This window comes from Dietzia sp. PP-33 (genome assembly GCF_033790845.1).
Lineage (GTDB): Bacteria > Actinomycetota > Actinomycetes > Mycobacteriales > Mycobacteriaceae > Dietzia.
On sequence record NZ_JAMYEI010000003.1, the window covers coordinates 15,449 to 36,230 of the forward strand.

A 20,782-nucleotide genomic window follows, 5' to 3' on the forward strand; every position below is an offset into this window, starting at 1 on the left:
CCGCGCCCTCCGGCGCCTCCACTCCCACGAAAGGACCGATGATGTCCGCACCCTCAGCGTCCGCACCCTCAGTGTCCGCACCCTCAGCGTCTGAACCGGCGGTGGCGTCGATCTCCGTCGAGGAGATCTCCGCCTTCCTCTTCCGCGAGGCCCGCCTGCTCGACGACCGACAGTTCGAGGCATGGATCGAGTGCTATCGCGAGGACGCGATGTACTGGATGCCGGCCTGGGACGACGACGGCGAGCTCACCACGGACCCCTACTCCGAGATCTCGCTCATCTTCTACCCCAACCGGGCCGGCATCGAGGACCGGGTGTTCCGCATCCGTACCGACCGGTCGTCGTCCACCTCCCTGCCGGAACCCCGCACCGGCCACCTCATCAGCAACATCGAGGTGCTTGACCGGCGGCCCGGCGAGGTCGATGTCCGCTTCAACTGGCTCTCCTCGTATGTCCGCTACAAGGCCACCGACCAGTACTTCGGGACGTCTTTCTACACCCTCGACGTCACGGGTGAGACCCCGCTGATCACCTACAAGAAGGTCGTGCTCAAGAACGACTACATCCACCACATCGTGGACGTCTACATGGTGTGACCCTCGCAGCCACCACGCCGGCCCCACCGGGGCGTCGACGACCACCGGCCCGCTCAGAGCGGCCGATCATGCCAGCGACAAGAAGTGAGATCCCATGAGTTACCAGGTGGCCCTGGGCTTCGAGGACGGTGTGACGCGCTTCATCACATGTGGCCCGTCGGAAACCGTCGCCGACGCCTCGTACAAGGCCAGAATCAACATCCCCCTCGATTGCCGCGACGGAGCGTGCGGCACGTGTAAGTCACTGTGCGAGTCGGGAGACTACGACGGCGGCGACTACATCGACGACGCCCTCACCGACGCCGAGGCCGAGGCCGGCTACTGCCTGCCGTGCCAGATGGTCCCGCGCTCGGACCTGGTGGTCCAGATCCCCACCACCTCGGACGTGGCCAAGACAACCGCGGCCGCCCATCCCGCGACGGTGACGTCTGTCGAGAGACTGGCCGAGGGAGCGTTCGCGCTCACCGTGGAACTCGATGACCGCGGAGCGCTCGCGTTCCTGCCGGGCCAGTACGTGAACGTGTCCGTGCCCGGCACCGACCAGGTTCGCTCGTACTCGTTCTCGACGGGCCCGGACGCCGACCACCTGTCGTTCCTCATCAAGTACGCCGCCGGCGGCGCGATGTCCGAGTACCTGGCGCAGCGATGTGCGCCGGGCGACCGGCTCGACCTCACGGGCCCGATGGGGAGCTTCTTCCTGCGCGAGTCACCGCGGCCGCTGCTGCTGCTCGCGGGGGGCACCGGACTCGCACCCGTCCTGTCGATTCTGGAGAGCCTCGCCGTCGCCGGTTCCGGGGACAGGCCCGTGCACCTGGTCTACGGGACCTCACGTGACACCGATGTGGTGTACACCGATCTACTCGACCAGTACACGACACGGTTGCCGGGGATGACGTGGGACCTGGTCGTGTCCGACCCGGCCACGGCGTTCCCGAACACCGGATACGTCACCGGGTTGATCCGCCCCGAGCACCTCCACGGCGGCACGGTCGACATCTACCTGTGCGGCCCCCCGCCGATGGTGGAGTCCGTCCGGACCTTCCTGGACACCGAGGGCCTCGAGGTCACGCACTTCTACTACGAGAAGTTCACCCCGGCCACGGTGGTGGGGGACGGGGCAGCGGCTGCAGGCGCCGACCTCGCATCCACTACTCCCGTTGAGACGCCGGCAGTGGCCACCCCCGCCGAGGTCGCACCGGTCGCCGTCGACAACGCTGCTGCCGCACACGCCGACCCTGAACCGGCCGAGATCACCACGGCCCCTGACGAGCTCGCCACAGCCGGGCCGGTCGCAACCGGTCCCGTCACGGCGGAGAGAGTCTCCGAGGCCGCCCCGGCGGTCGCGACCCGCGAGGCCGTCGTGATCCCCGCAGCACCGATCGCAGCACGGCCCGTCGGCTTCCGACCCCGGATTCCGGGCCTGTTCCGCGCTCCCGTCACCGGGTCGCGCGGATCCACCGGCCCGCAGCCGGCAATCGCCGCCCGACCGGTCGGGTTCGAGTCCCGGGTCCCGGGCGTGTTCGGCCCCGGGTCCTCACCGGGACCGGCGGCCGAGGAGAAGACCTCCGTCATCGCGGCCCGGCCGGCGGGATACGTCCCTCGACCCGTGACACCGCAGCCCGTCCTCTCGACTTCCGTCCCGCGGACGACGTCGACCGCCCTGTCGCTGTCCGGCGGCGAGCGGTCCGAGACCATCACGTCCTCGACCGGTGTGGTCAGCGGCGAGGTACATCCCGGGATCACCCACTCGGACGCCCAGTTCGATGCCCGGATGGCGCTCGAGCTCGGAGCAGTCGAGCTCACCATGGGCCGACTCGACGCCGCTCGCCTGGCGGAGTTCCGCATGCTGGCGGAGTCGGCCAACCAGTACATCCGGGGCGATCGCTTCCTCGACCCGGCGCGCTTCACCGCTGCGAACGCGCAGTTCCACGAGTACCTCTTCCGGTGCACGGGGAACGAGGCCCTTCTGCAGGCCTACCGGATCCTCGAGGTCACCCGGGTGATGAACAGTGTCCTCCCGGACGCCCGCTGGGTGTCGGAGGACATCGTGCCGGAGCACCTCGAGATCGTGACCGCGTTCGAGAACGGGGATCGCGACGCGGCGCGATACCTGATCAGGCGGCACACCGAACACGCCAAGGCGACCATGCGCGCCGCGCTCGCCGACAAGTCCGTCGGGGCGGCGTCATGAGCGCCCCGGTCGGTGACCACGACGCCGTCCCACCCGTCCTTGCCCCCGGGCGTTTCGACGGGCTGTCCGTCCTGGTCACCGGTGCGGTTCAGGGAATCGGTCGTGCGGTCGCCGACCGGGTCGTCCGGGAAGGCGGGGTCGTCACCGCCGTCGACCGTGCGGACGCGATCACCCGGGTCGCCGAGGAACTGACCGCTGAGTCGCCGGACGGCCACAGGGTGACCCCGGTGGTCGCCGACCTCGAGACGTTCGAGGGCGCGCGATTCGCGGCGGACACCGCACTCGCCACTCACGGCCGGATCGACGTACTGATCAATAACGTCGGAGGCACGATCTGGGCCCGGCCCTACCACGAGTACTCGCCGGAACAGATCGAGAAGGAGGTGCGCCGTTCGCTGTTCCCCACGCTGTGGATGTGCCGGGCGGTCCTGCCGTCGATGGTCTCCGTCGAGGCCGGCACCATCGTCAACGTGTCCTCCGTGGCCACGCGCGGTGTCAACCGGGTCCCGTACGCGGCGTCCAAGGGCGGGGTGAACGGACTGACCACAGCGCTCGCGCTCGAGGCGGCTCCCCACGGGATCCGGGTGGTGGCCACCGCTCCAGGCGGAACTCTCGCCCCGGAGCGCCGAATCTCCCGCGGCGGTGACGCCCGCACCGACGAGGAGAAGCGCTGGTACCAGCAGATCGTGGACCAGACCGTCGACTCCACCGCGCTCGGTCGCTACGGCGACCTCCACGAACAGGCCGCCCCGATCTGCTTCCTGGCCTCCCCCGAGGCGTCCTACATCACAGGGTCGGTCCTCCCTGTCGCCGGCGGCGACCAGGGCTGACCGCCCGCTCCGGCTCCCGTCTACGCGCGCCGCACGTCACCTCACGCACCCTCTTCACGCCCCCGGCGCCACCCCGCGCCCCCTGGTGTCACACCGCTCCATCCCACCCATCCCATCCCTCACCGGAGGTCCACCGTGACCGAAAAGACCGCAACCACAGCCGACGTCTGGGAGTCCCCCACGCATCGGCGAACCGTCTACGGAGTGCTGGCCGTTGTCGCGCTGGCCATCCTCTTCGACGGCTACGACCTGGTGATCTACGGCGCGATCCTGCCCACGCTCATGTCGGACCCCGGTCAGATCGGCCCCCTCGGGGCCGCGCAGGCCGGCGCCCTGGGTTCGTACGCGCTCGTCGGAGTCATGATCGGAGCCCTGAGCGCGGGCGCCGTCGGAGACCGCATCGGCCGGCGGAAGATCATGCTCGGCTCGATCGCCTGGTTCTCGATCGGCATGGCCGCCACCGCCTTCGCACAGAACATCACGACGTTCGGGATCCTTCGCCTGCTCACCGGCCTCGGAATCGGCGCCATCGTCGCCACCGCCGGCGCGATCATCGCCGAGTTCGCCCCCGCCGGGCGGCGGAACCTGTTCAACGCCGTGGTCTACAGCGGCATCCCCGCCGGAGGCGTCCTCGCCTCCGCCCTGGCGATGCTCCTGCGCGACCACATCGGCTGGCGGGGACTGTTCCTCATCGGCGCACTGCCCATCATCATCGTCCTGCCCTACGCGTGGTACGCCCTGCCCGAGTCGCCTCGCTGGCTCTCCTCGCGCGGCCGCACCGACGAGGCCGTCGCCCTGTGCACCGCCCGCGGATTGCCGGTCCACGCCTTCATCGACGCACCAGCCGCGACCACTGACGACCCCCGGACGGGCACCGCTGCGATCGCACCCACCGGGTTCGCCGGCCTGTTGACCCCGGCCTACCGACTCGGCACCCTCCTGCTCGGGTTCATGAGCTTCGCCGGACTCCTGCTCACCTACGGGCTCAACACCTGGCTACCGACGATCATGGAGACGTACGGCATCGACGCCAGGAGTTCCCTGGGCTTCCTGCTGGTCCTCAACGGCGGCGCCATCGTCGGCGGGCTGGCCGCGTCGCGGTTGGCCGACCGGCACGGCCCGCGGGTCATCGTGGCCTGCTCGTTCGTCCTCGCCACCCTGGCGCTGATCGCCGTGACCCTCTCCCCTCCGATCGCTCTGATGATCCTGCTCGTCGCCGCTGCCGGTATGGGCACCATCGGGACCCAGGTGCTCGTCTACGGCTTCGTCTCCAACTACTACGAGACCGGCTCCCGCGCCGCGGGTGTGGCCTGGTGTGCGGGTTTCGGGCGGCTGGGCGGGATCCTCGGCCCGGTCATCGGTGGTCTCCTGGTCGCTGCGGGCCTCCAGGCGGAGACCTCGTTCCTCGTCTTTGCCGGAGTGGCCCTCGCCGGCGCCCTCATCACGCTCGCCGTGCCGCGCTCGCCGGGCCTGATCGCGCAGGTCCCGGATACCGTCCCGGGCTCCGGACACGACGGACGGACCGGGGGTTCGCTGGAACAGATCGAGACCCCAGCGACCGACCTACGCTGAGGTCATGACCACCATGCCCTCCCTGATCCCCCGCCACGGTCACCACCGCGCAGCGGAGCGACTCCGCGAGATCCATGGCGCGGTGGTGGACCGCGGGTCGTCGGTGGTCCTGGTGGCCGCCCCCTACGGTGGGGGCAAGAGCCACCTCGTCGACACCCTGCTCACCGGGACCACCGGTGTGACCACGGTTCTGACCAGGGCGTTGCCGTGGGAACACGACGTCCCGTGGGTGACCGCGGACCGTATCCCCCAGCGACTCCCGCGGGGAGCTGCGGGGTGTGACGAGGAGATTCCCGGCGCCCTCCCGGTCGAGCGGACGGCGACCCAGGTCGTCGACGAGCTCGGCGCCGCCCTCGGGGGCGCGGGCGCCGGGACGGTCATCGTGATCGACGACGCCGACCACGCCGACCCCGACTCCCTCCGTGCTCTCGGGTCGGCCCTCGAGGCCTCCGTCGACGGTTCCGTCCTCCTGGTCCTCACCGCCGGGAACCCCTCGGAGGGACAGTCCGCGGACCTGTGTGCCACCCTCGCCCGCGAGACCCTGCACCTGGGTGCACTCGACCACTCCGAGATCCGGGCCCTGGCGGCGGCCCGCACGGGGCGGGAGCCGTCGGCCGCCGCGGCCCGCAGGATCCTGGACTACACCGGAGGCGCCGCCGACGCGGTGGCCGCGGTCGTCGACGAGGCCTCCGATTCCTGGTGGACGAGCCCGTTCTCTCCCCCGCCCCTGCCCAGCTCGGTCGAGCTGGAGACCGGAGCCCTGCTCGCGGGGCTGGAGCCCGGAGACCGCGCAGTGGTCGAGGCCGCCGCCGTCCTCCCCCCTCCGGTCCTGCTGGAGTCCCTGGCCGCCCTCGTCGCAGCCCGACCGGGTGGGTCCGGCGAGGCCGGGAGGGTGCTGGACGCCCTCGACGCCGCACACCGGGCCGGGATACTCCGCGTGGACCTCTCCCCCGGCGCCGCCGCGCTCACGTTCCGCTCGCCTCTCGTCCGTACGGCGGTCCTTCGCGGCATCCCACCCCGCGAGCTGCTCTCTCTGCACACCGTCGCGGCCGGACTCGCGGAGGTCGAGGACCCCGACGCCGCCCTGGACCATCTGGCCGCGACCTCGACCGGTCCGGACCCCGAGCTCTGCCGTGTGCTGCGGGAGCGTGCGAGGGCTCACGCCAGGTCCGGACACTGGAGCGCTGCCGGTCACGCCTACCTCACGGCGGCGGCGCTCACCGCGGACCCCGACGAGGCGCGAGGCCTGCACATCGACGGAATCGACGCGCTCCTCGGGGCGGGGCGGATCAGCGAGGCCGCCGCGCTGTCCCACGCGCTGGACCGGGTCCGGCCCGACCGTCGCCGCGATGCCGTACTCGGTTCGCTCGCGCTCCACCTGGGCCACGCGGGAGAGGCGGAGGCACTCCTCCGACGAGCTCTCGACGCCGGGTCGACCGGTGGTCCCGGTGACACCGTTCCCGACCCGGTCGCCCTCGCCCAGAAGTTCGTCGTGCACTCACTGTGCCTCTGGCGCCCCGACCAACTGCGGCAGTGGGCCGGGGTCGTCATCGGGAGCGACCAGCCCGACCAACCCGAGGTCGAGGAGGCCCGGGCGATCACCGTCCTGGGCGAGGCGATCGACGCGACCCCGGGTGCCGGTGACGCCGACGAGGACCGACTCGGTGCACTCGCCCCCGCCGTGGCCCAGCGGTTCGAGATGGCCTCCGGCTGGATCGCCCTCGCGCACGACGATCTGGAGACGGCCCGCCGCCGGCTCGGTTCGGCCGTGCCGACCGCCGACGTCTCCGGTTCCGCGCGGATCTCGCTGTGGGCGCAGGCGTGGCTCGCACGCACCCAGCTCCTGCGTGGGGACTGGGACGAGGCGCTCCGGGTCGTCGACACCGCCGCGCGACGTCTCGACGACCTCGAACTGGACCTGTTGGCCCCCGCGATCCACTGGTCGGGTGCCGTCATCAGGTCCATGCGCGGCGACCATCTCGGGGCGGCCGCACACCTGAGGCACCTCACCACCACCGCGGACGCCTACCCAGTGCAGATCATCCCCTCCGCGATGGGTCGCATGCAGGTCGCCGCCGCCGCCGGCGACTACACCTCGGTGCGGCGGGCCGCCGAACCACTTCACGCCCTGTCCCTCCGGCTCGACATCGACCAGCCGGGTTTCTGGCCGTGGCACGATCTCTACGCCCACTCCCTCGTCCTGGCCGGTCGGCTCGAGGACGCCGAGGCGCTCATCGGACCGCCTGAACAGCGCGCCGTGGAGCTGGGCCACCGGTCCACGCAGGCCAGGCTCGGCGCGGTCCGCTCCCGGATCGCCGCCGTCCGCGGGGATGTGGAGGAGTGCTCCCGCATCTTCCACCGGAGCCTGGAATACCTCGACGGACTGGCGATGCCCTACTACTCCGCGCAGATGCACTTCGGCTTCGGCCAGACCCTGCGGCGGGCCGGCCGGCGCCGCGAGGCACACCTCTCCCTCGGGACCGCCCGAGACCTCTACGAGCAACTCGGCGCCCACGCCTACGTCGAGCGCTGTGAGCGCGAGCGCCGTGCCGGGGGCGTCGACGTGGCCCGCGCGGTCGGCAACTCCACCCTCACCCCGCAGGAACGGGCCGTGGCCACGCTCGTCGCGGCAGGGCGCACCAACGCCCAGGCCGCCGAGGAGCTGTTCCTCAGCGTCAAGACGATCCAGTACCACCTCACCCGCATCTACTCGAAGCTCGGGATCAACGGCCGCACCGAGCTGGCGGCCCACGTCGCCAGGTCGCGCCACCCGTTCGGGCCCGAACCCGCCGATTCAGGAGTCCCATGACCGCCGACAGTGCCCCGACCGACGGGCGGAGCCGGGACACCGACGCCGCGGTAGGAGACCCGTCCCGGACCGCCACGCCGCTGCCGATCGAGCTCCCCCACCACCGCCGGCCCTCACCGCGGCAGGTTCTCGCGGACCTGGGCCCCCGCGAGTGCGCCAACGCCCTCATCGCACTGATCTTCTCCGCGACCGGACCCGTCGCCGTGATCCTGGCCGCGGGAGAGCAGGGCGGGTTGTCCCCGCAGGAACTGTCGTCGTGGATCTTCGGGGTGTTCTTCGCCAACGGCGTCCTCACCATCCTCATGAGCTGGATCTACCGGACACCGTTGGCGTTCTTCTGGACCATCCCCGGCACCGTGATCGTGGGCAACTCGCTCGGGCACCTGCGGTGGTCGGAGGTGCTCGGCGCCTACGTCGTCACCGGAGTGGTGATCCTGCTGGTCGGGCTCAGTGGGGTCGCCCGCAGGGTCATGGACTGGATCCCGATGCCCCTGATCATGGCAATGGTTGCCGGGGTGTTCCTCCGATTCGGCCTGGGCCTGGTCGACGCGGTGTGGTCCTCCGCCGCCGTGGCCCTCCCCATGGTGTTGGCGTTCCTCGCCGTCGGCGCCGTCCCGCGGGTGGCCCGGGTGATCCCGCCCATCCTCGCCGCGATGCTGGTGGGGATCGTCGCGGTGATACTCGACGGCGGGTTGTCCCGGGGCGTCCTGGACGACGGGCTGTTCGCCGTACCCATGGCGCAGGCGCCGGAGTTCACCCTCCGCGGCCTCACCGAGCTCGTGGTCCCCCTGGCCATCACCGTGCTCGTCGTCCAGAACGGCCAGGGTGTCGGGGTACTGCGTGCCAAGGGGCACCATCCGCCGGTGAACGCCTGCGCCGTGGCCTGCGGGGTCTGGTCGCTGCTGGTCTCCGCGATCGGCGCGGTCTCCACCTGCCTCACCGGGCCGACCAACGCGCTGCTCGTCTCGTCCGGCGAACCCCGCCGGCACTACGCGGCCGCGATCGGCACGGGTGGGCTCGCCCTGGTCGTGGGAGTACTCGCCCCCGCGTTCGTCGGGCTCATGGTCGGCACGCCGGCGGCCTTCGTCGCGGCGCTCGGCGGGCTGGCGATGCTGGCGCCACTGCAGTCGGCGTTCGTCACGGCGTTCCGCACCGACCGCGCGTTGGGGCCGCTGGTGTGCCTGCTGGTGACGGTGGCCGACGTGTCCCTGCTCGGGATCTCCGCCCCGTTCTGGGGGATCGTCCTCGGCCTGGCGGTGTCGGCGCTGCTGGAGCGCCGCATCACGCCGTGACACTCCCCCGGCACGACTCAGGGGCGCCCCCGTGGATGGGGCGCCCCTGGGTGTAGCACTCGTGGGCCGGGCTCGGCGGTGGACCTACGCCGATTTCTCCCGCGGCTCGGAGTCGGAGAAGGGGACGATCGTCGGTAGTACGTTGTGGCGCACCGTCTCGCCGGTGACCACCACGCGGGCGACGTCGTCGCGCCCGGGGATGTCGTACATGACCGGGAGGAGGACCTCCTCCATGATGGCGCGCAGGCCGCGGGCGCCGGTGCCCCGCAGGATCGCCTGATCGGCCACGGCCTCGAGGGCGTCCGGGGTGAACTCCAGCTCGACACCGTCCATCTCGAAGAGGCGGGCGTACTGCTTGACGAGCGCGTTCTTGGGCTCGCTGAGGATGTTGACCAACGCCTCGCGGTCCAGGCTCGTCACGGTCGCCACAACCGGCAGGCGCCCGATGAACTCGGGGATCAACCCGTACTTCACCAGATCCTCGGGCATGACCTCGGCGAAGTTCTCCGTGGTGTCGAGGGAGCTCTTGCTGGCCACCTCGGCCCCGAAGCCCATTCCCTTGCGACCCACGCGGTCACCGACGATCTTCTCCAGGCCCTGGAAGGCCCCGGCGACGATGAACAACACGTTGGACGTGTCGATCTGGATGAACTCCTGGTGCGGGTGCTTGCGTCCACCCTGCGGGGGCACCGACGCCTGCGTGCCCTCGAGGATCTTCAGCAGCGCCTGCTGGACGCCCTCGCCGGACACGTCGCGGGTGATCGACGGGTTCTCGGCCTTGCGGGCGATCTTGTCGACCTCGTCGATGTAGATGATGCCCATCTCGGCACGCTTGGTGTCGTAGTCCGCGGCCTGGATCAGCTTGAGGAGGATGTTCTCCACGTCCTCACCGACGTAACCGGCCTCGGTCAGCGCGGTGGCGTCGGCGATGGCGAACGGGACGTTGAGCATCTTGGCCAGAGTCTGGGCGAGATACGTCTTGCCACACCCGGTCGGACCCAGCATGAGGATGTTGGACTTGGCCAGCTCGACGGCGTCACCGCGACCGAGGGAGGCCCCCACACGGATGCGTTTGTAGTGGTTGTAGACGGCCACCGCGAGGTTCCGCTTGGCGGCGTCCTGTCCCACCACGTACTCGTCGAGGAACGCGTGGATCTCCGACGGCTTGGGAAGTTCGTCGAGCGCCGAGTCCTGAGAGTCCTCGACCTCGGACTCGATGATCTCGTTGCACAGCTCGATACATTCGTCACAGATGTAGACCCCGGGACCGGCGATCAGCTTCTTGACCTGCTTCTGGCTCTTCCCACAGAAGGAACACTTCAACAGGTCGCCGCTCTCACCCACACGTGCCATGAGTTCTACGTCCTCGCATTCCAGGGGCCCGGATTCACACCCCGTAGTCGACGGTACGCGGGAGGGCCGGCAAATCCGACCCCGCGCGATCAGTTCATTGGACCTGACGGCGCACCGCTACCCACTACGGCGCGCCGCCCGGACGTCAGTTGGTCGCCGACAGCTTGCGGTAGTCGAACACGGTGTCGATGATCCCGTAGTCCTTGGCCTCGGCGGCCGTGAGGATCTTGTCGCGATCGGTGTCCTTGCGAATCTTGTCCGCGTCGTGACCGGTGTGCCGCGCCAGGGTGGTCTCCATCAGACGTCGCATCCGCTCGATCTCCGCGGCCTGGATCTCCAGATCCGATGCCTGCCCCTGCATGCCGCCGGTCGACGGCTGGTGGATGAGGATGCGGGCGTTGGGCAGCGCGGCCCGCTTGCCCTTGGTTCCCGCGGCGAGCAGGACCGCGGCGGCCGAAGCGGCCTGACCCAGGCACACCGTCACGATGTCGGGACGCACGTACTGCATCGTGTCGTAGATCGCCATGAGCGAGGTGAACGACCCACCGGGCGAGTTGATGTACATCGTGATGTCGCGGTCCGGATCCTGGCCCTCGAGGACGAGGAGCTGGGCCATGATGTCGTTCGCCGAGGCGTCGTCGACCTGGGTGCCCAGGAAGATGATGCGCTCCTCGAAGAGCTTGTTGTACGGGTTGGACTCCTTGACGCCGTAGCTCGAGTGCTCGACGAAGGAGGGAAGAATGTATCGGGAGGTCGGCAGTGAGGTCATCGGTGACTCCGTGGTGGTGTGCGGGGCGGGCTGGGCTTCGGGAGCGCTCCCGTGGGCGGCGGGCTCGATCACGACGGCGACGTTCCGCCGGTCTGGGACGCGCGCGTGATCACGTGATCGACGAACCCGTACTCCTTGGCCTGCTGCGCGGTGAACCACCGGTCACGGTCCGAGTCCTCCGTGACCTGCTCGAATGTCTGGCCCGTGTGGTCGGCTATAAGCTCGGCCATCTGCTTCTTAGTCAGGGCGAGCTGCTCGGCTTGGATTGCGATGTCGATGGCCGACCCGCCGACTCCGCCTGAGGGCTGATGCATCATGATCTTGGCGTGCGGAAGCGCGAAACGCTTGCCCTTGGTACCTGCGGCCAGGAGGAACTGGCCCATTGAGGCCGCAAGTCCCATCGCATACGTGGAGACGTCGCACTCAACAAACTGCATGGTGTCGAAAATCGCCATGCCCGCGGACACCGAGCCGCCGGGCGAGTTGATGTACATGGCGATGTCGCGGGTGGGGTCCTCCGCCGCGAGCAGCAGGATCTGCGCGCAGAGGCGGTTGGCGATGTCGTCGTCCACTTGGGAACCCAGGAAGATGATCCGTTCCTGCAGGAGACGCTCGTACACCGAGTCGCCGAGGCTTAGCCCGTGGGATCCGGGCGAGCTGAGGGCGGGCTGCGTCGAACCGGGCTGTGCCGCTGAACCGTTCTGGGCCACGGGGTACCTACCTTCGCTGATCGTCTCACCGCTGGTGCGGCGCCCGGCCGTCCGGCGGCCGGGTATCCGTTACGTCAAACAGTAACCAAACCCCACGACGGAACCGTCCCGACGGGGCGGGTGTTCGCTCTCAGCGTCGCCTCACGCGGCCCCCGCCCGCGAACGCCGGAGCCGGGGACCACCGTGGGGTGGTCCCCGGCTCCGGGGGGTCGATCAGGTGGCGACGATCAGGCGTCGGTGCCCTTCTCGTCCGTGGCGTCCGTCTCCGCCTCGGTGGAGTCGGAGTCGGAGCTCTCGGCATCCTGGTCCTCGCCCGAGCCGAAGAACTCGGTGGTGTCGACCGTGTTGCCCTCGGTGTCCGTGACGGTCGCCTGGACGATCACGTCGGCGAGGGCCTTGGAGCGGCGCACGTCCGAGAACAGCGACCCGAGCTGGCCGGCCTGCTGGATCTGCTGCACGAACTGGTTCGGGTCCATGCCGTAGCGCTGGGCCTGGAACATGATGTGCTGCGTGAGCTCCTCCTGCGAGACCTCGGTCGAGGCCTGCTCCGCCACGGCGTCCAGCAGGAGCTGGCTGCGGATGGCGCGGGCGGCGCCCTCACGGGTCTCCGCCTCGAAGGTCTCGCGATCGGTGCCCTCGGCCGCCAGTGCCTGGTCGAGGATCGCCGGGTCGCCACCGAACTGGTCGATGAGCTGATGCATCTGTGCGTGCGCCTCGGACTCGACCAGGGACTCCGGGGTCGGGATCTCGGTGGCCTCGATCAGCGCGTCGAGGACCTTGTCGCGGATCTCGCCCGCGAGGCCGGCCTTGGCCTGCTGCGCCACCTTCTCCATGAGGTCGGCCTTGAGCTCGTCCAGGGTGTCGAACTCGCTGGCCATCTGCGCGAACTCGTCGTCGGCCTCGGGGAGCTCGCGCTCCTTGACGGACTGGACGGTCACGGTGATGACGGCTTCCTTGCCCGCGTGGTCACCCGCGACGAGCGAGGAGCCGAACTCCTTGGACTCGCCGGCCTTGAGGCCCTCTGCGGCGTCGTCGAGTCCCTCGACGAGGGTCCCGGACCCGAGCTCGTAGGACAGCCCCTCGGTCGAGGCCTCGTCGACGGGCTCACCGTCGACGGTGGCCGCGAGGTCCACGGAGAGGAAGTCACCCTTCTGTGCACCGCGCTCGACGCCCTTGAGGGTGCCGAAGCGCGCGCGCAGGTTGTCGAGTTCGGTGGCCACGGCGGCGTCGTCGGTCGCGGGCGCCTCGACGGTCACCGTGAGGTCCGAGTAGGTCGGGAGGGTGATCTCCGGGCGCACGTCCACCTCGGCGGTGAACTCCACGACGTCGCCGTCCTCGAGCTTGGTCACCTCGATCTCCGGCTGCGCCAGGACCTTGAGGTCGTGCTCGTCGACCGCCTCGCTGTACCGCGTCGGGATCATGTCGTTGATGACCTGCTCCAGCACGGCCGGGCGACCGATCCGCGACTCGAGGAGCTTGGCAGGGGCCTTGCCCGGACGGAAGCCGGCGATGTTGACCTGGCCGGCGAGCGACTTGTACGCCTTGGCGAAGTCCGGCTCGAGCTCCGCGAACGGCACCTCCACCGTGACCTTGACCCGGGTCGGGTTCAGCTGTTCGACAGTGCTCTTCACGGTGATGATCTCCTAGGAAAGTCGTGTGGGGTTCGTGTTTCGGGCTCCGCTGGTCGGGATGACAGGATTCGAACCTGCGACCCTCCGCTCCCAAAGCGGATGCGCTACCAAGCTGCGCCACATCCCGGTGAGTCGCGCGACCGACCGTCCCGCGCCGTACGCGGAAAACCTGCCGGGCCGCCAAACCAACTCGCCCAGTGTACGACAGTGCCGTATCGGGACAGATTCCGAGTTCTCGGGCCGGGAGTTGGGAGCATCGGACCGGTCCGGTAGTGTGGTCACAGCGCGAGCACGACGAGGGGGAAACCCCAGGTCAGCCGCCGACGCGGGTGTAGCTTAATGGTAAAGCCCCTGCCTTCCAAGCAGGCTACGCGGGTTCGATTCCCGTCACCCGCTCCACAGAGTCCGCGAGGCTCGTCATCATCTCGTCTGGCATGTCGGGCACCAGAACAACGTCCTGGCATCCAGGGTCGTCAGGCGGATATCGTCCCCGCACACCCGGCACGCCCACCCGTCCCGTTGGTAGACGTAGTTGCGTGGCCGGTCGGAGCCGCGCCTGGGGACGTCGCCGTGGTCGTGTGGGGGCCGGATCGTGACGATCCCCCCGGTGTCCACCCCGACCGCCATCAACTCGACCAGGTCGTCCCACACGGCGTCGAACTCCGCGCGTTCCAGTTCCACCCCCGGTCGGAACGGGTCGAGGCCGGCGCGGAAGAGCGCCTCGGCGCGGTAGACGTTGCCCACCCCGGCCAGCACCTTCTGATCCATCAGCAGAGCGCCGATCGGCCGGGCGCTGCGGGAGATCCGTGACCACGCCCGGTCGGGGTCGGCGTCGGGGTCCAGCGGGTCGGGCCCGAGGCGACCCCGGACCTCGGCCACACCCGCCTCGTCGATGACCTCGCACCTGGTGGGTCCGCGCAGGTCGACGTAGTGGGCCGGTCCGTCCAGCGCTCCCCCACCGGGACGCACCGCCCCGATACGCATCCGTACCTGCCCCACAGGCGCGGGCGCCTCGTCTCCCCGGGAGACGAAATGGGTGTCGAAGAACCCGTAGAGCCCCAGGTGGACGTGGACGGCGAGTCCACCCTCGTAGTGGTGGAAGAGATGTTTGCCGACGGCCGTGGCGTGGTCGAAGAACCGACCGTCGACGACGACGTGGTCGACGAACCGCCCCTGTGGGCTGGATACACGGACGGGCCCGCCTGCGAAGTACTCGGTGTGCAGGCGGGCCAGTCGGTGAAGCGTGTGCCCCTCAGGCACGGGAGCTCAGGCGCCGGGGACGGGCGGGGCCTCGTGGGTGCGCTCGTACTCGGCGAGGATGTCGATGCGCCGCTGGTGGCGCTCCGCCTCGGACCAGCTCTGGTCGAGGAACGCGTCGACGATCGCCAGCGCCTCCTCCTGCGAGTGCATGCGCCCGCCGATGCCGATCAGCTGGGCGTTGTTGTGCTCACGCGCCAGCCGGGCGGTCTCGACGCTCCACGCCAGAGCGCAGCGGGCGCCGGGGACCTTGTTGGCCGCGATCTGCTCGCCGTTGCCGGAGCCGCCCAGCACGATGCCAAGGCTGCCCGGATCCGCCACGACCTTGCGGGCCGCGTCGATGCAGAAGGCCGGGTAGTCGTCCTCGGCGTCGTAGGTGTGGGCCCCGCAGTCGACCACCTCGTGACCGGAGGTCTTCAGGTGCTCGGCGATGACGTTCTTGGTCTCGAAGCCGGCGTGGTCCGCTCCCAGGTAGATGCGCATGGCGGCGATTCTGCCACGTGAGACCGGGGCCGCAGAAGGCGGTGGAGTCACCGCGGCAGGCTGACCACCATCGTCCCCGGCGCAGCCCGCTCGGCGTCGACGAAACCCAGGTCTTGATACAGCTTCCTTGCAGGGTTGCCGGCTTCGACACTGAGGGAGATCCGATCGAGTGCGCGGTCCCGCGCGGCCGGGAACACCGCCTCGAGGAGGAGGGTGCCCACGCCAGTCCCGCGGTGCCCGGGCCACACGCACACACTGAGTTCGGGCACCCCGTCGGCCACGTAGCCGTAGCCGGGATCCGCGGCGTCGAGGAAAAGAAGCCACACCACGCCGACGGGGCATCCTGCGATCTCGGCGACAAGACCGAAGTCCCCGCGGTCGGGCCGCAAATCGGTGTAGTGCGCAAGGGCTCGATCGGAGGCGAGGTCGTCACGCGTCAACCGCTCGTCACCGGTCCAGTTGACGTTGAGCAGAGTCGCCTCGGTCAGCAACTCGTCGTCGTCACCAACTAGTTGACGCAGTTCGACGGCGCCGTCCGGCCCGGCCTGCAGGGACCCGCCCGGGATAGCGGCCACCGTCTCAGTCGAACTGCGGGTCCTCGGTGCGGCTGCGCTTGAGCTCGAAGAAGTATGGGTACCCGGCGAGCAGGGCGGCACCGTCGAAGACCTTGCCGGCGTCCTCCCCGCGCGGGATGCGGGTCAGGACCGGTCCGAAGAAGGCCACGCCGTCCACGTGCACGACCGGGGTGCCGACCTCGTCGCCCACCGGGTCCATGCCGCGGTGGTGCGAGGCGCGCAGCTCGTCGTCGTACTCGTCCGTGGCCGCCGCGGCCGCCAGACCCGCGTCGAGTCCGGCGGCCTCGAGGGCCTCCGTGATCAGGGTGGGGTCCTCGATCCCCCGGCCCTGGTCGTGGATGCGGGTGCCGAGCTCGGTGTACAGCCGGCCCAGGACCTCCTGACCGTGGCGCTGGGATGCGGCGATGGCCACGCGGACCGGGCCCCACCCGTGCTTCATCATCTCGAGGTACTCCTCGGGCAGATCACGACCGTCGTGGAGGACGGACAGGCTCATGACGTTCCAGGTCAGCTCGATGTCGCGGACCTTCTCCACCTCGAGGATCCAGCGGCTGGTGACCCACGCGAAGGGGCACAGGGGGTCAAACCAGAAGTCGACGGTGCGGGTGGGGGCGGAGCCGGAAGTTGTCATACCGCCATCGTCCCCGCCCGGACCCGCCACCGCCACCCTGTCCGGTGGTAGGACTGGAGCGATCACCGTCCCCCGAGGAACCTAGGATCCCCCGATGCGCTCGTTCAACCTCTCCCGTTCCGACGCCGCCGATCGGGCCGAACTGCTCGACGTGGACTCCTACGAGGTGGACCTCGACCTCACCGACGGGTCCGGTGGTCCCGGATCGGGGACGTTCCGTTCACGGACCGTCGTCCGGTTCACGTGCTCCCGCCCCGGGGCCGAGACGTTCATCGACCTGAGATCGGCGCGGATCACGTCCGCGACGCTCAACGGCCGGGACCTGGAGACCGGGGACTACGACGACGAGGTGGGGCTGACGCTGCCCGATCTGCAGTCGACCAACGAGCTCGTCGTGGACGCCGATCTGGCGTACACCACCACCGGCGAGGGCCTGCACCGCATGGTCGACCCCGTGGACGGGGAGGTCTATCTCTACTCCCAGTTCCAGACCGCGGACGCCAAGAGGGTGTTCGCCTGCTTCGACCAGCCCGACCTCAAGGCCCGCTACACGCTGACCGTGACCGCTCCCGCCTCCTGGGTCGTGGTTGCCAACACCCCCGCCACCGAATCCGCGGGTGACGACGGTGCGGTTGTACACCACTTCGAGCCGACGGAGATCCTGTCGACCTACCTGGTGGCCCTGATCGCCGGCCCCTACCACGTGGCCGAGGACTCCTACACCGACGAGCACGGGACCATTCCACTACGGCTGTTGTGCCGCGCGTCGCTCGCCGAGCACCTCGATGCCGAGCGCCTGTTCGCCGAGACCAAGGAAGGGTTCGGCTTCTACCACCGCGAGTTCGGTATGCCGTACGCCTTCGGCAAGTACGACCAGATCTTCGTTCCCGAGTTCAACGCGGGTGCCATGGAGAACGCGGGCGCGGTGACCTTCCTGGAGGACTACGTCTTCCGCTCCCGCGTCACCGGCTACCGCTATGAACGGCGAAACGAGACGGTCCTGCACGAGATGGCCCACATGTGGTTTGGCGACCTGGTGACCATGCGCTGGTGGGACGACCTGTGGCTCAACGAGTCGTTCGCGACCTTCGCCTCGGTCCTGGCCCAGGTTGACGCCACCCAGTACACCGACGCGTGGACCACCTTCGCGAACGTGGAGAAGGCGTGGGCGTACCGGCAGGACCAGCTGCCCTCCACCCATCCCGTCGCGGCGGACATGAAGGACCTGGAGACGGTCGAGGCCAACTTCGACGGGATCACCTACGCCAAGGGCGCGTCCGTGCTCAAGCAGCTGGTGGCGTACGTGGGGCGTGAGCCGTTCCTGGCCGGCCTACGCGCCTACTTCGCCGAGCACGCCTTCGGAAACGCCGAGTTCGACGACCTCCTGCGCGCCCTCGAGACCTCGTCCGGCCGCGACCTGTCCGACTGGGCCGATCAGTGGTTGCGGACCACCGGCATCAACCCGATCTCGGTGGAGGTGGACACCGCCGCCGACGCCCCGGGAACCATCTCCGAACTGACCGTTGTGCAGGGGCCCGCCGCCCCGGGCTCCGGGGAGCTACGCACCCACCGCCTCGGAGTCGGCCTCTACAGCCGTGACGACTCGGGCGCCCTGGTCCGCACCGCGTCCGCCGAACTGGATGTGGACGCCGAGCGAACGACCGTCACGGACATGGCCGGCCTTCCCGTGCCCGACCTGATCCTGCCCAATGACGCCGACCTGACGTACTGCTCGGTGCGCCTCGACGAGCGCTCGCTGGCCACTGTCCTGGACTCGATCGAGGACGTGACGGATTCGCTCGCGCGCACACTGTGCTGGTCAGCGCTGTGGGAGATGACCCGCGAGGCCAGGCTCCCGGCGCGCCGGTTCGTCGAGGTCGTCACCCGCGCGGCCACCCGGGAGGCTCACATCGGGGTGGTCCAGCGCGTGCTCGCCCAGGCGCAGTCCGCGCTGGCGCGGTACGCCGACCCGGACTGGGCGGCCGCCACCGGCTGGCCGGAGTTCTCCGCCGCGTTGCTCGAGGCGGCCCGCGATTCCGAGGCCGGTTCGGATCACCAGTTGGCGTTCCTCGCCGCGCTGTGCAACTGCCCCGTCGGAGCCGACCAGGCACGCGTTCTCGCCACGCTCCTCGATGCGGGCCCGGACGAGGCGGGACTGCCCGGCTTGACCCTCGACACCGATCTGCGGTGGACCGTCCTCACCGCGCTCGTGGCAGCGGGAGCCGAGAACTCCGACCGGATCGACGAGGAACTGGCGACGGACGACACCGCCGGAGGCGCACGGCGGGCGGCGACCGCGCGCGCGGCCCGGCCCACTGTCGGGGCGAAGGAGGAGGCCGAGGCGCTGCTCACCGCGACCGGCGCCGATGCCCCGAGCAACGCGCTGGTGCGCGCCACGTTGCTGGGCATCGACCTCCCGGGGCAGGAGCATCTGCTCACCGGACTGTGCGAGCGCTACCTCGACAATGTGACCGCGCTGTGGAAGGCCCGGTCCGGCGACCTCGCCAAAACCGTCGCCGCAGGGCTCTTCCCGGGGTGGTCCGTGGACCCCGAGACCGTGTCCCGCTTCGAGGCCGTGATCGCGGATGACTCCCAGCCGGCCGGCCTGCGCCGGATCCTCGCCGAGCAGAACGCGGACCTGTCCCGCGCACTCGAGGCCCGGGCCGCGGATGCGGCGGCCGCAGGCTGAGCCCGGGTGCGGTCCCGCGGGATGCGTGTGGTGCCGCGGTGCGATAGAAGCGGTCGAAGTCGGCGGCGGCGCCGCGGGCTGCGCTTGACCTTCGCCTCCCCATGGGTGATGATTTCGTCAGTAATGACGGAATCGACTCGCACGGCGCATGCCAGTGCGACTCGTGACACCAGGACGGGCCGATGACGCTTCGACACTCTCTACTCCGGACCGCTACACACCGTGGGGCGCCGGTAGTTGACGTCGATCTGTACGGCGACGAGGTGGTCGACAGACCACAGGAGGTATATCGCCGAATCCGGGACGCGGGCCCCGTCGTATGGCTCCCGCGTCATCGGATGTTCGCGATCGGCCGGTTCGACGACGTGCGGCTGGCCCTGCGCGACGACGCAACATTCCGCAGCGGCAAAGGCGTGGGCGCCAACCCGGTCGCCAACACTCTCGGGCATTACACGACGCTCGCGAGTGACGACGCCACGCACATGAACCGCCGGATGATCCTCATGCAGTCCTTGACCTCCCGGGCGATACGCCCGTCGCTGCCCACACTCGAGAAAGAGGCTGCGGACACCGTCGACCGACTCTTGACACAGGATCACTTCGACGGCATCGCCGACTTCGCGACGCGCCTGCCGGTGCAGGCAGTCGCCGAACTGGTCGGCGTGAAGGTGACCCCGGAGCAGATGCTGAACTGGGGCCAGTCGACGTTCGACGGTCTCGGTTCGGCGAATCGCCGGGCGCGGGGCTCCGTACGCGGATCGCTCGGCTTGTTCCTGTACACGTTGGCGGTCGGCCGCCGGAACGTGACACCCGGCGGGTGGGCGTCGACGGTCCTCGATGCGGCTGACCGGGGAGAGATCGGGCGGGTCGAGGCGAAGAACATGATCATCGACTTCGTCGCACCGAGTCTCGACACCACGATCCTGTCCACCGGCCAACTGCTGTGGAGCCTGGGAACCACTCCCGGGCTGTGGGAACGGTTGCGCCGAGACCCGGACCTGATCCCGACCGCGGTGGTGGAAGCGGTGCGGATGGCCTCGCCCGTCCGGTCGTTCACCCGATCAGTCGCCGCGCACACCGAGTTCGGTGGGATCCAGCTGCGCCCGAAGGACCGTGTCGCAGTGCTGTTCGCCGCCGCGAACAGCGACGAGCGCCATTTCCACGACCCCGAGAGGTTCTCGCTGGAGTGGCGCGGCAGCAACGTCGGATGGGGGCACGGTGTGCACACGTGCGTCGGCATGCAGCTGGCGAAGCTGGAGATGCAGACCCTGCTGCGCGCGATGGTCTCGCGGGTCTCCTCCATCACCGTCAGCGATCCGGAATTGCTGCGCAACAACTGCCTTCAGGGTTTCGAGTCCTTCCGGGCCTCGTTCAGCTGAGTGAACGCCGTCCGC

The 20,782-nt window shown here is 69.7% G+C and carries 16 protein-coding genes and 2 tRNA genes; 9 read left to right on the forward strand and 9 right to left on the reverse strand.

Annotation, left to right across the window (positions count from 1 at the left end):
* Positions 1-41 precede the first annotated feature (41 nt).
* From benB to NJE57_RS06275, 6 genes are all read left to right on the forward strand, one after another.
* Positions 42-596: a benzoate 1,2-dioxygenase small subunit gene (benB, locus tag NJE57_RS06250; protein WP_413464370.1), complete on the forward strand. Its 555-nt coding sequence runs from the start codon at positions 42-44 to the stop codon at positions 594-596.
* Positions 597-690: 94 nt separating this feature from the next.
* The gene (benC, locus tag NJE57_RS06255) at positions 691-2,787 is read left to right on the forward strand and encodes a benzoate 1,2-dioxygenase electron transfer component BenC (protein WP_319027546.1); all 2,097 of its coding nucleotides are present in this window, start codon (positions 691-693) and stop codon (positions 2,785-2,787) included.
* Positions 2,784-3,617: a 1,6-dihydroxycyclohexa-2,4-diene-1-carboxylate dehydrogenase gene (locus NJE57_RS06260; RefSeq protein WP_319027547.1), complete on the forward strand. Its 834-nt coding sequence runs from the start codon at positions 2,784-2,786 to the stop codon at positions 3,615-3,617. The genes benC and NJE57_RS06260 overlap by 4 nt, the downstream gene beginning before the upstream one ends.
* Positions 3,618-3,752: 135 nt before the next feature.
* A complete protein-coding gene (locus tag NJE57_RS06265) occupies positions 3,753-5,189 on the forward strand; it encodes an aromatic acid/H+ symport family MFS transporter (protein WP_319027548.1) in 1,437 nt (478 codons plus the stop codon).
* Positions 5,190-5,193: 4 nt separating this feature from the next.
* Positions 5,194-7,998: a helix-turn-helix transcriptional regulator gene (locus NJE57_RS06270; RefSeq protein ID WP_319027549.1), complete on the forward strand. Its 2,805-nt coding sequence runs from the start codon at positions 5,194-5,196 to the stop codon at positions 7,996-7,998.
* Entirely contained in the window at positions 7,995-9,290 is a 1,296-nt protein-coding gene (locus tag NJE57_RS06275; protein WP_319027550.1) for a benzoate/H(+) symporter BenE family transporter, read from the forward strand. Before NJE57_RS06270 ends, NJE57_RS06275 begins: the two co-directional genes overlap by 4 nt.
* Before the next feature lie 84 nt (positions 9,291-9,374).
* Here NJE57_RS06275 and clpX read toward each other — a convergent pair whose 3' ends face one another.
* From clpX to NJE57_RS06300, 5 genes are all read right to left on the reverse strand, one after another.
* Positions 9,375-10,643, reverse strand: a complete 1,269-nt coding sequence (gene clpX / locus NJE57_RS06280; protein WP_107748151.1) for an ATP-dependent Clp protease ATP-binding subunit ClpX — start codon at positions 10,641-10,643, stop codon at positions 9,375-9,377.
* A 145-nt stretch (positions 10,644-10,788) separates the two neighbouring features.
* Positions 10,789-11,412, reverse strand: coding sequence for an ATP-dependent Clp protease proteolytic subunit (locus NJE57_RS06285; RefSeq protein WP_031264516.1), 624 nt, complete (start codon positions 11,410-11,412; stop codon positions 10,789-10,791).
* Positions 11,413-11,480: 68 nt separating this feature from the next.
* The gene (locus NJE57_RS06290; protein WP_319027871.1) at positions 11,481-12,032 is read right to left on the reverse strand and encodes an ATP-dependent Clp protease proteolytic subunit; all 552 of its coding nucleotides are present in this window, start codon (positions 12,030-12,032) and stop codon (positions 11,481-11,483) included.
* Between the two features lie 317 nt (positions 12,033-12,349).
* Positions 12,350-13,753 carry a trigger factor gene (tig, locus tag NJE57_RS06295; protein WP_319027551.1) on the reverse strand — a complete coding sequence of 468 codons (1,404 nt, stop codon included), beginning with the start codon at positions 13,751-13,753 and terminating at the stop codon, positions 12,350-12,352.
* A gap of 50 nt (positions 13,754-13,803) precedes the next feature.
* Positions 13,804-13,880: transfer RNA gene (locus tag NJE57_RS06300), tRNA-Pro, on the reverse strand.
* Positions 13,881-14,078: 198 nt separating this feature from the next.
* Between NJE57_RS06300 and NJE57_RS06305 the strand changes: the two genes are divergently transcribed.
* Positions 14,079-14,152: transfer RNA gene (locus tag NJE57_RS06305), tRNA-Gly, on the forward strand.
* Between the two features lie 21 nt (positions 14,153-14,173).
* On the opposite strand, the gene NJE57_RS06310 is transcribed toward NJE57_RS06305, so the two are convergent.
* Genes NJE57_RS06310 through NJE57_RS06325 form a run of 4 tightly spaced genes read right to left on the reverse strand, consistent with a single transcriptional unit; the run spans position 14,174 to position 16,699 of the window.
* Positions 14,174-15,013: an Fpg/Nei family DNA glycosylase gene (locus tag NJE57_RS06310; protein WP_319027552.1), complete on the reverse strand. Its 840-nt coding sequence runs from the start codon at positions 15,011-15,013 to the stop codon at positions 14,174-14,176.
* Between the two features lie 6 nt (positions 15,014-15,019).
* Entirely contained in the window at positions 15,020-15,493 is a 474-nt protein-coding gene (locus NJE57_RS06315) for a ribose-5-phosphate isomerase (RefSeq protein WP_182644118.1), read from the reverse strand.
* Positions 15,494-15,540: 47 nt separating this feature from the next.
* Positions 15,541-16,068 (reverse strand): GNAT family N-acetyltransferase, encoded by a 528-nt coding sequence (locus NJE57_RS06320; RefSeq protein WP_319027553.1) that lies wholly within the window; start codon positions 16,066-16,068, stop codon positions 15,541-15,543.
* Positions 16,069-16,072: 4 nt separating this feature from the next.
* Positions 16,073-16,699, reverse strand: coding sequence for a DsbA family protein (locus NJE57_RS06325; RefSeq protein ID WP_319027554.1), 627 nt, complete (start codon positions 16,697-16,699; stop codon positions 16,073-16,075).
* 94 nt (positions 16,700-16,793) lie between these two features.
* On the opposite strand from NJE57_RS06325, the gene pepN reads away from it, so the two are divergent.
* Entirely contained in the window at positions 16,794-19,388 is a 2,595-nt protein-coding gene (pepN, locus tag NJE57_RS06330; RefSeq protein WP_319027555.1) for an aminopeptidase N, read from the forward strand.
* A gap of 338 nt (positions 19,389-19,726) precedes the next feature.
* Positions 19,727-20,767, forward strand: coding sequence for a cytochrome P450 (locus NJE57_RS06335; protein ID WP_319027556.1), 1,041 nt, complete (start codon positions 19,727-19,729; stop codon positions 20,765-20,767).
* Positions 20,768-20,782 lie beyond the last annotated feature (15 nt).

Bases quoted from the DNA above. Each gene is read 5' to 3' on its own strand.
- NJE57_RS06260 (WP_319027547.1), top strand. From the start codon at position 2,784: ATGAGCGCCCCGGTCGGTGACCACGACGCCGTCCCACCCGTCCTTGCC.
- pepN (WP_319027555.1), top strand. From the start codon at position 16,794: ATGCGCTCGTTCAACCTCTCCCGTTCCGACGCCGCCGATCGGGCCGAA.
- benB (WP_413464370.1), top strand. From the start codon at position 42: ATGTCCGCACCCTCAGCGTCCGCACCCTCAGTGTCCGCACCCTCAGCG.
- NJE57_RS06325 (WP_319027554.1), bottom strand. From the start codon at position 16,699: ATGACAACTTCCGGCTCCGCCCCCACCCGCACCGTCGACTTCTGGTTT.
- NJE57_RS06275 (WP_319027550.1), top strand. From the start codon at position 7,995: ATGACCGCCGACAGTGCCCCGACCGACGGGCGGAGCCGGGACACCGAC.
- NJE57_RS06285 (WP_031264516.1), bottom strand. From the start codon at position 11,412: ATGACCTCACTGCCGACCTCCCGATACATTCTTCCCTCCTTCGTCGAG.
- NJE57_RS06270 (WP_319027549.1), top strand. From the start codon at position 5,194: ATGACCACCATGCCCTCCCTGATCCCCCGCCACGGTCACCACCGCGCA.
- NJE57_RS06315 (WP_182644118.1), bottom strand. From the start codon at position 15,493: ATGCGCATCTACCTGGGAGCGGACCACGCCGGCTTCGAGACCAAGAAC.
- clpX (WP_107748151.1), bottom strand. From the start codon at position 10,643: ATGGCACGTGTGGGTGAGAGCGGCGACCTGTTGAAGTGTTCCTTCTGT.
- NJE57_RS06335 (WP_319027556.1), top strand. From the start codon at position 19,727: ATGTTCGCGATCGGCCGGTTCGACGACGTGCGGCTGGCCCTGCGCGAC.
- benC (WP_319027546.1), top strand. From the start codon at position 691: ATGAGTTACCAGGTGGCCCTGGGCTTCGAGGACGGTGTGACGCGCTTC.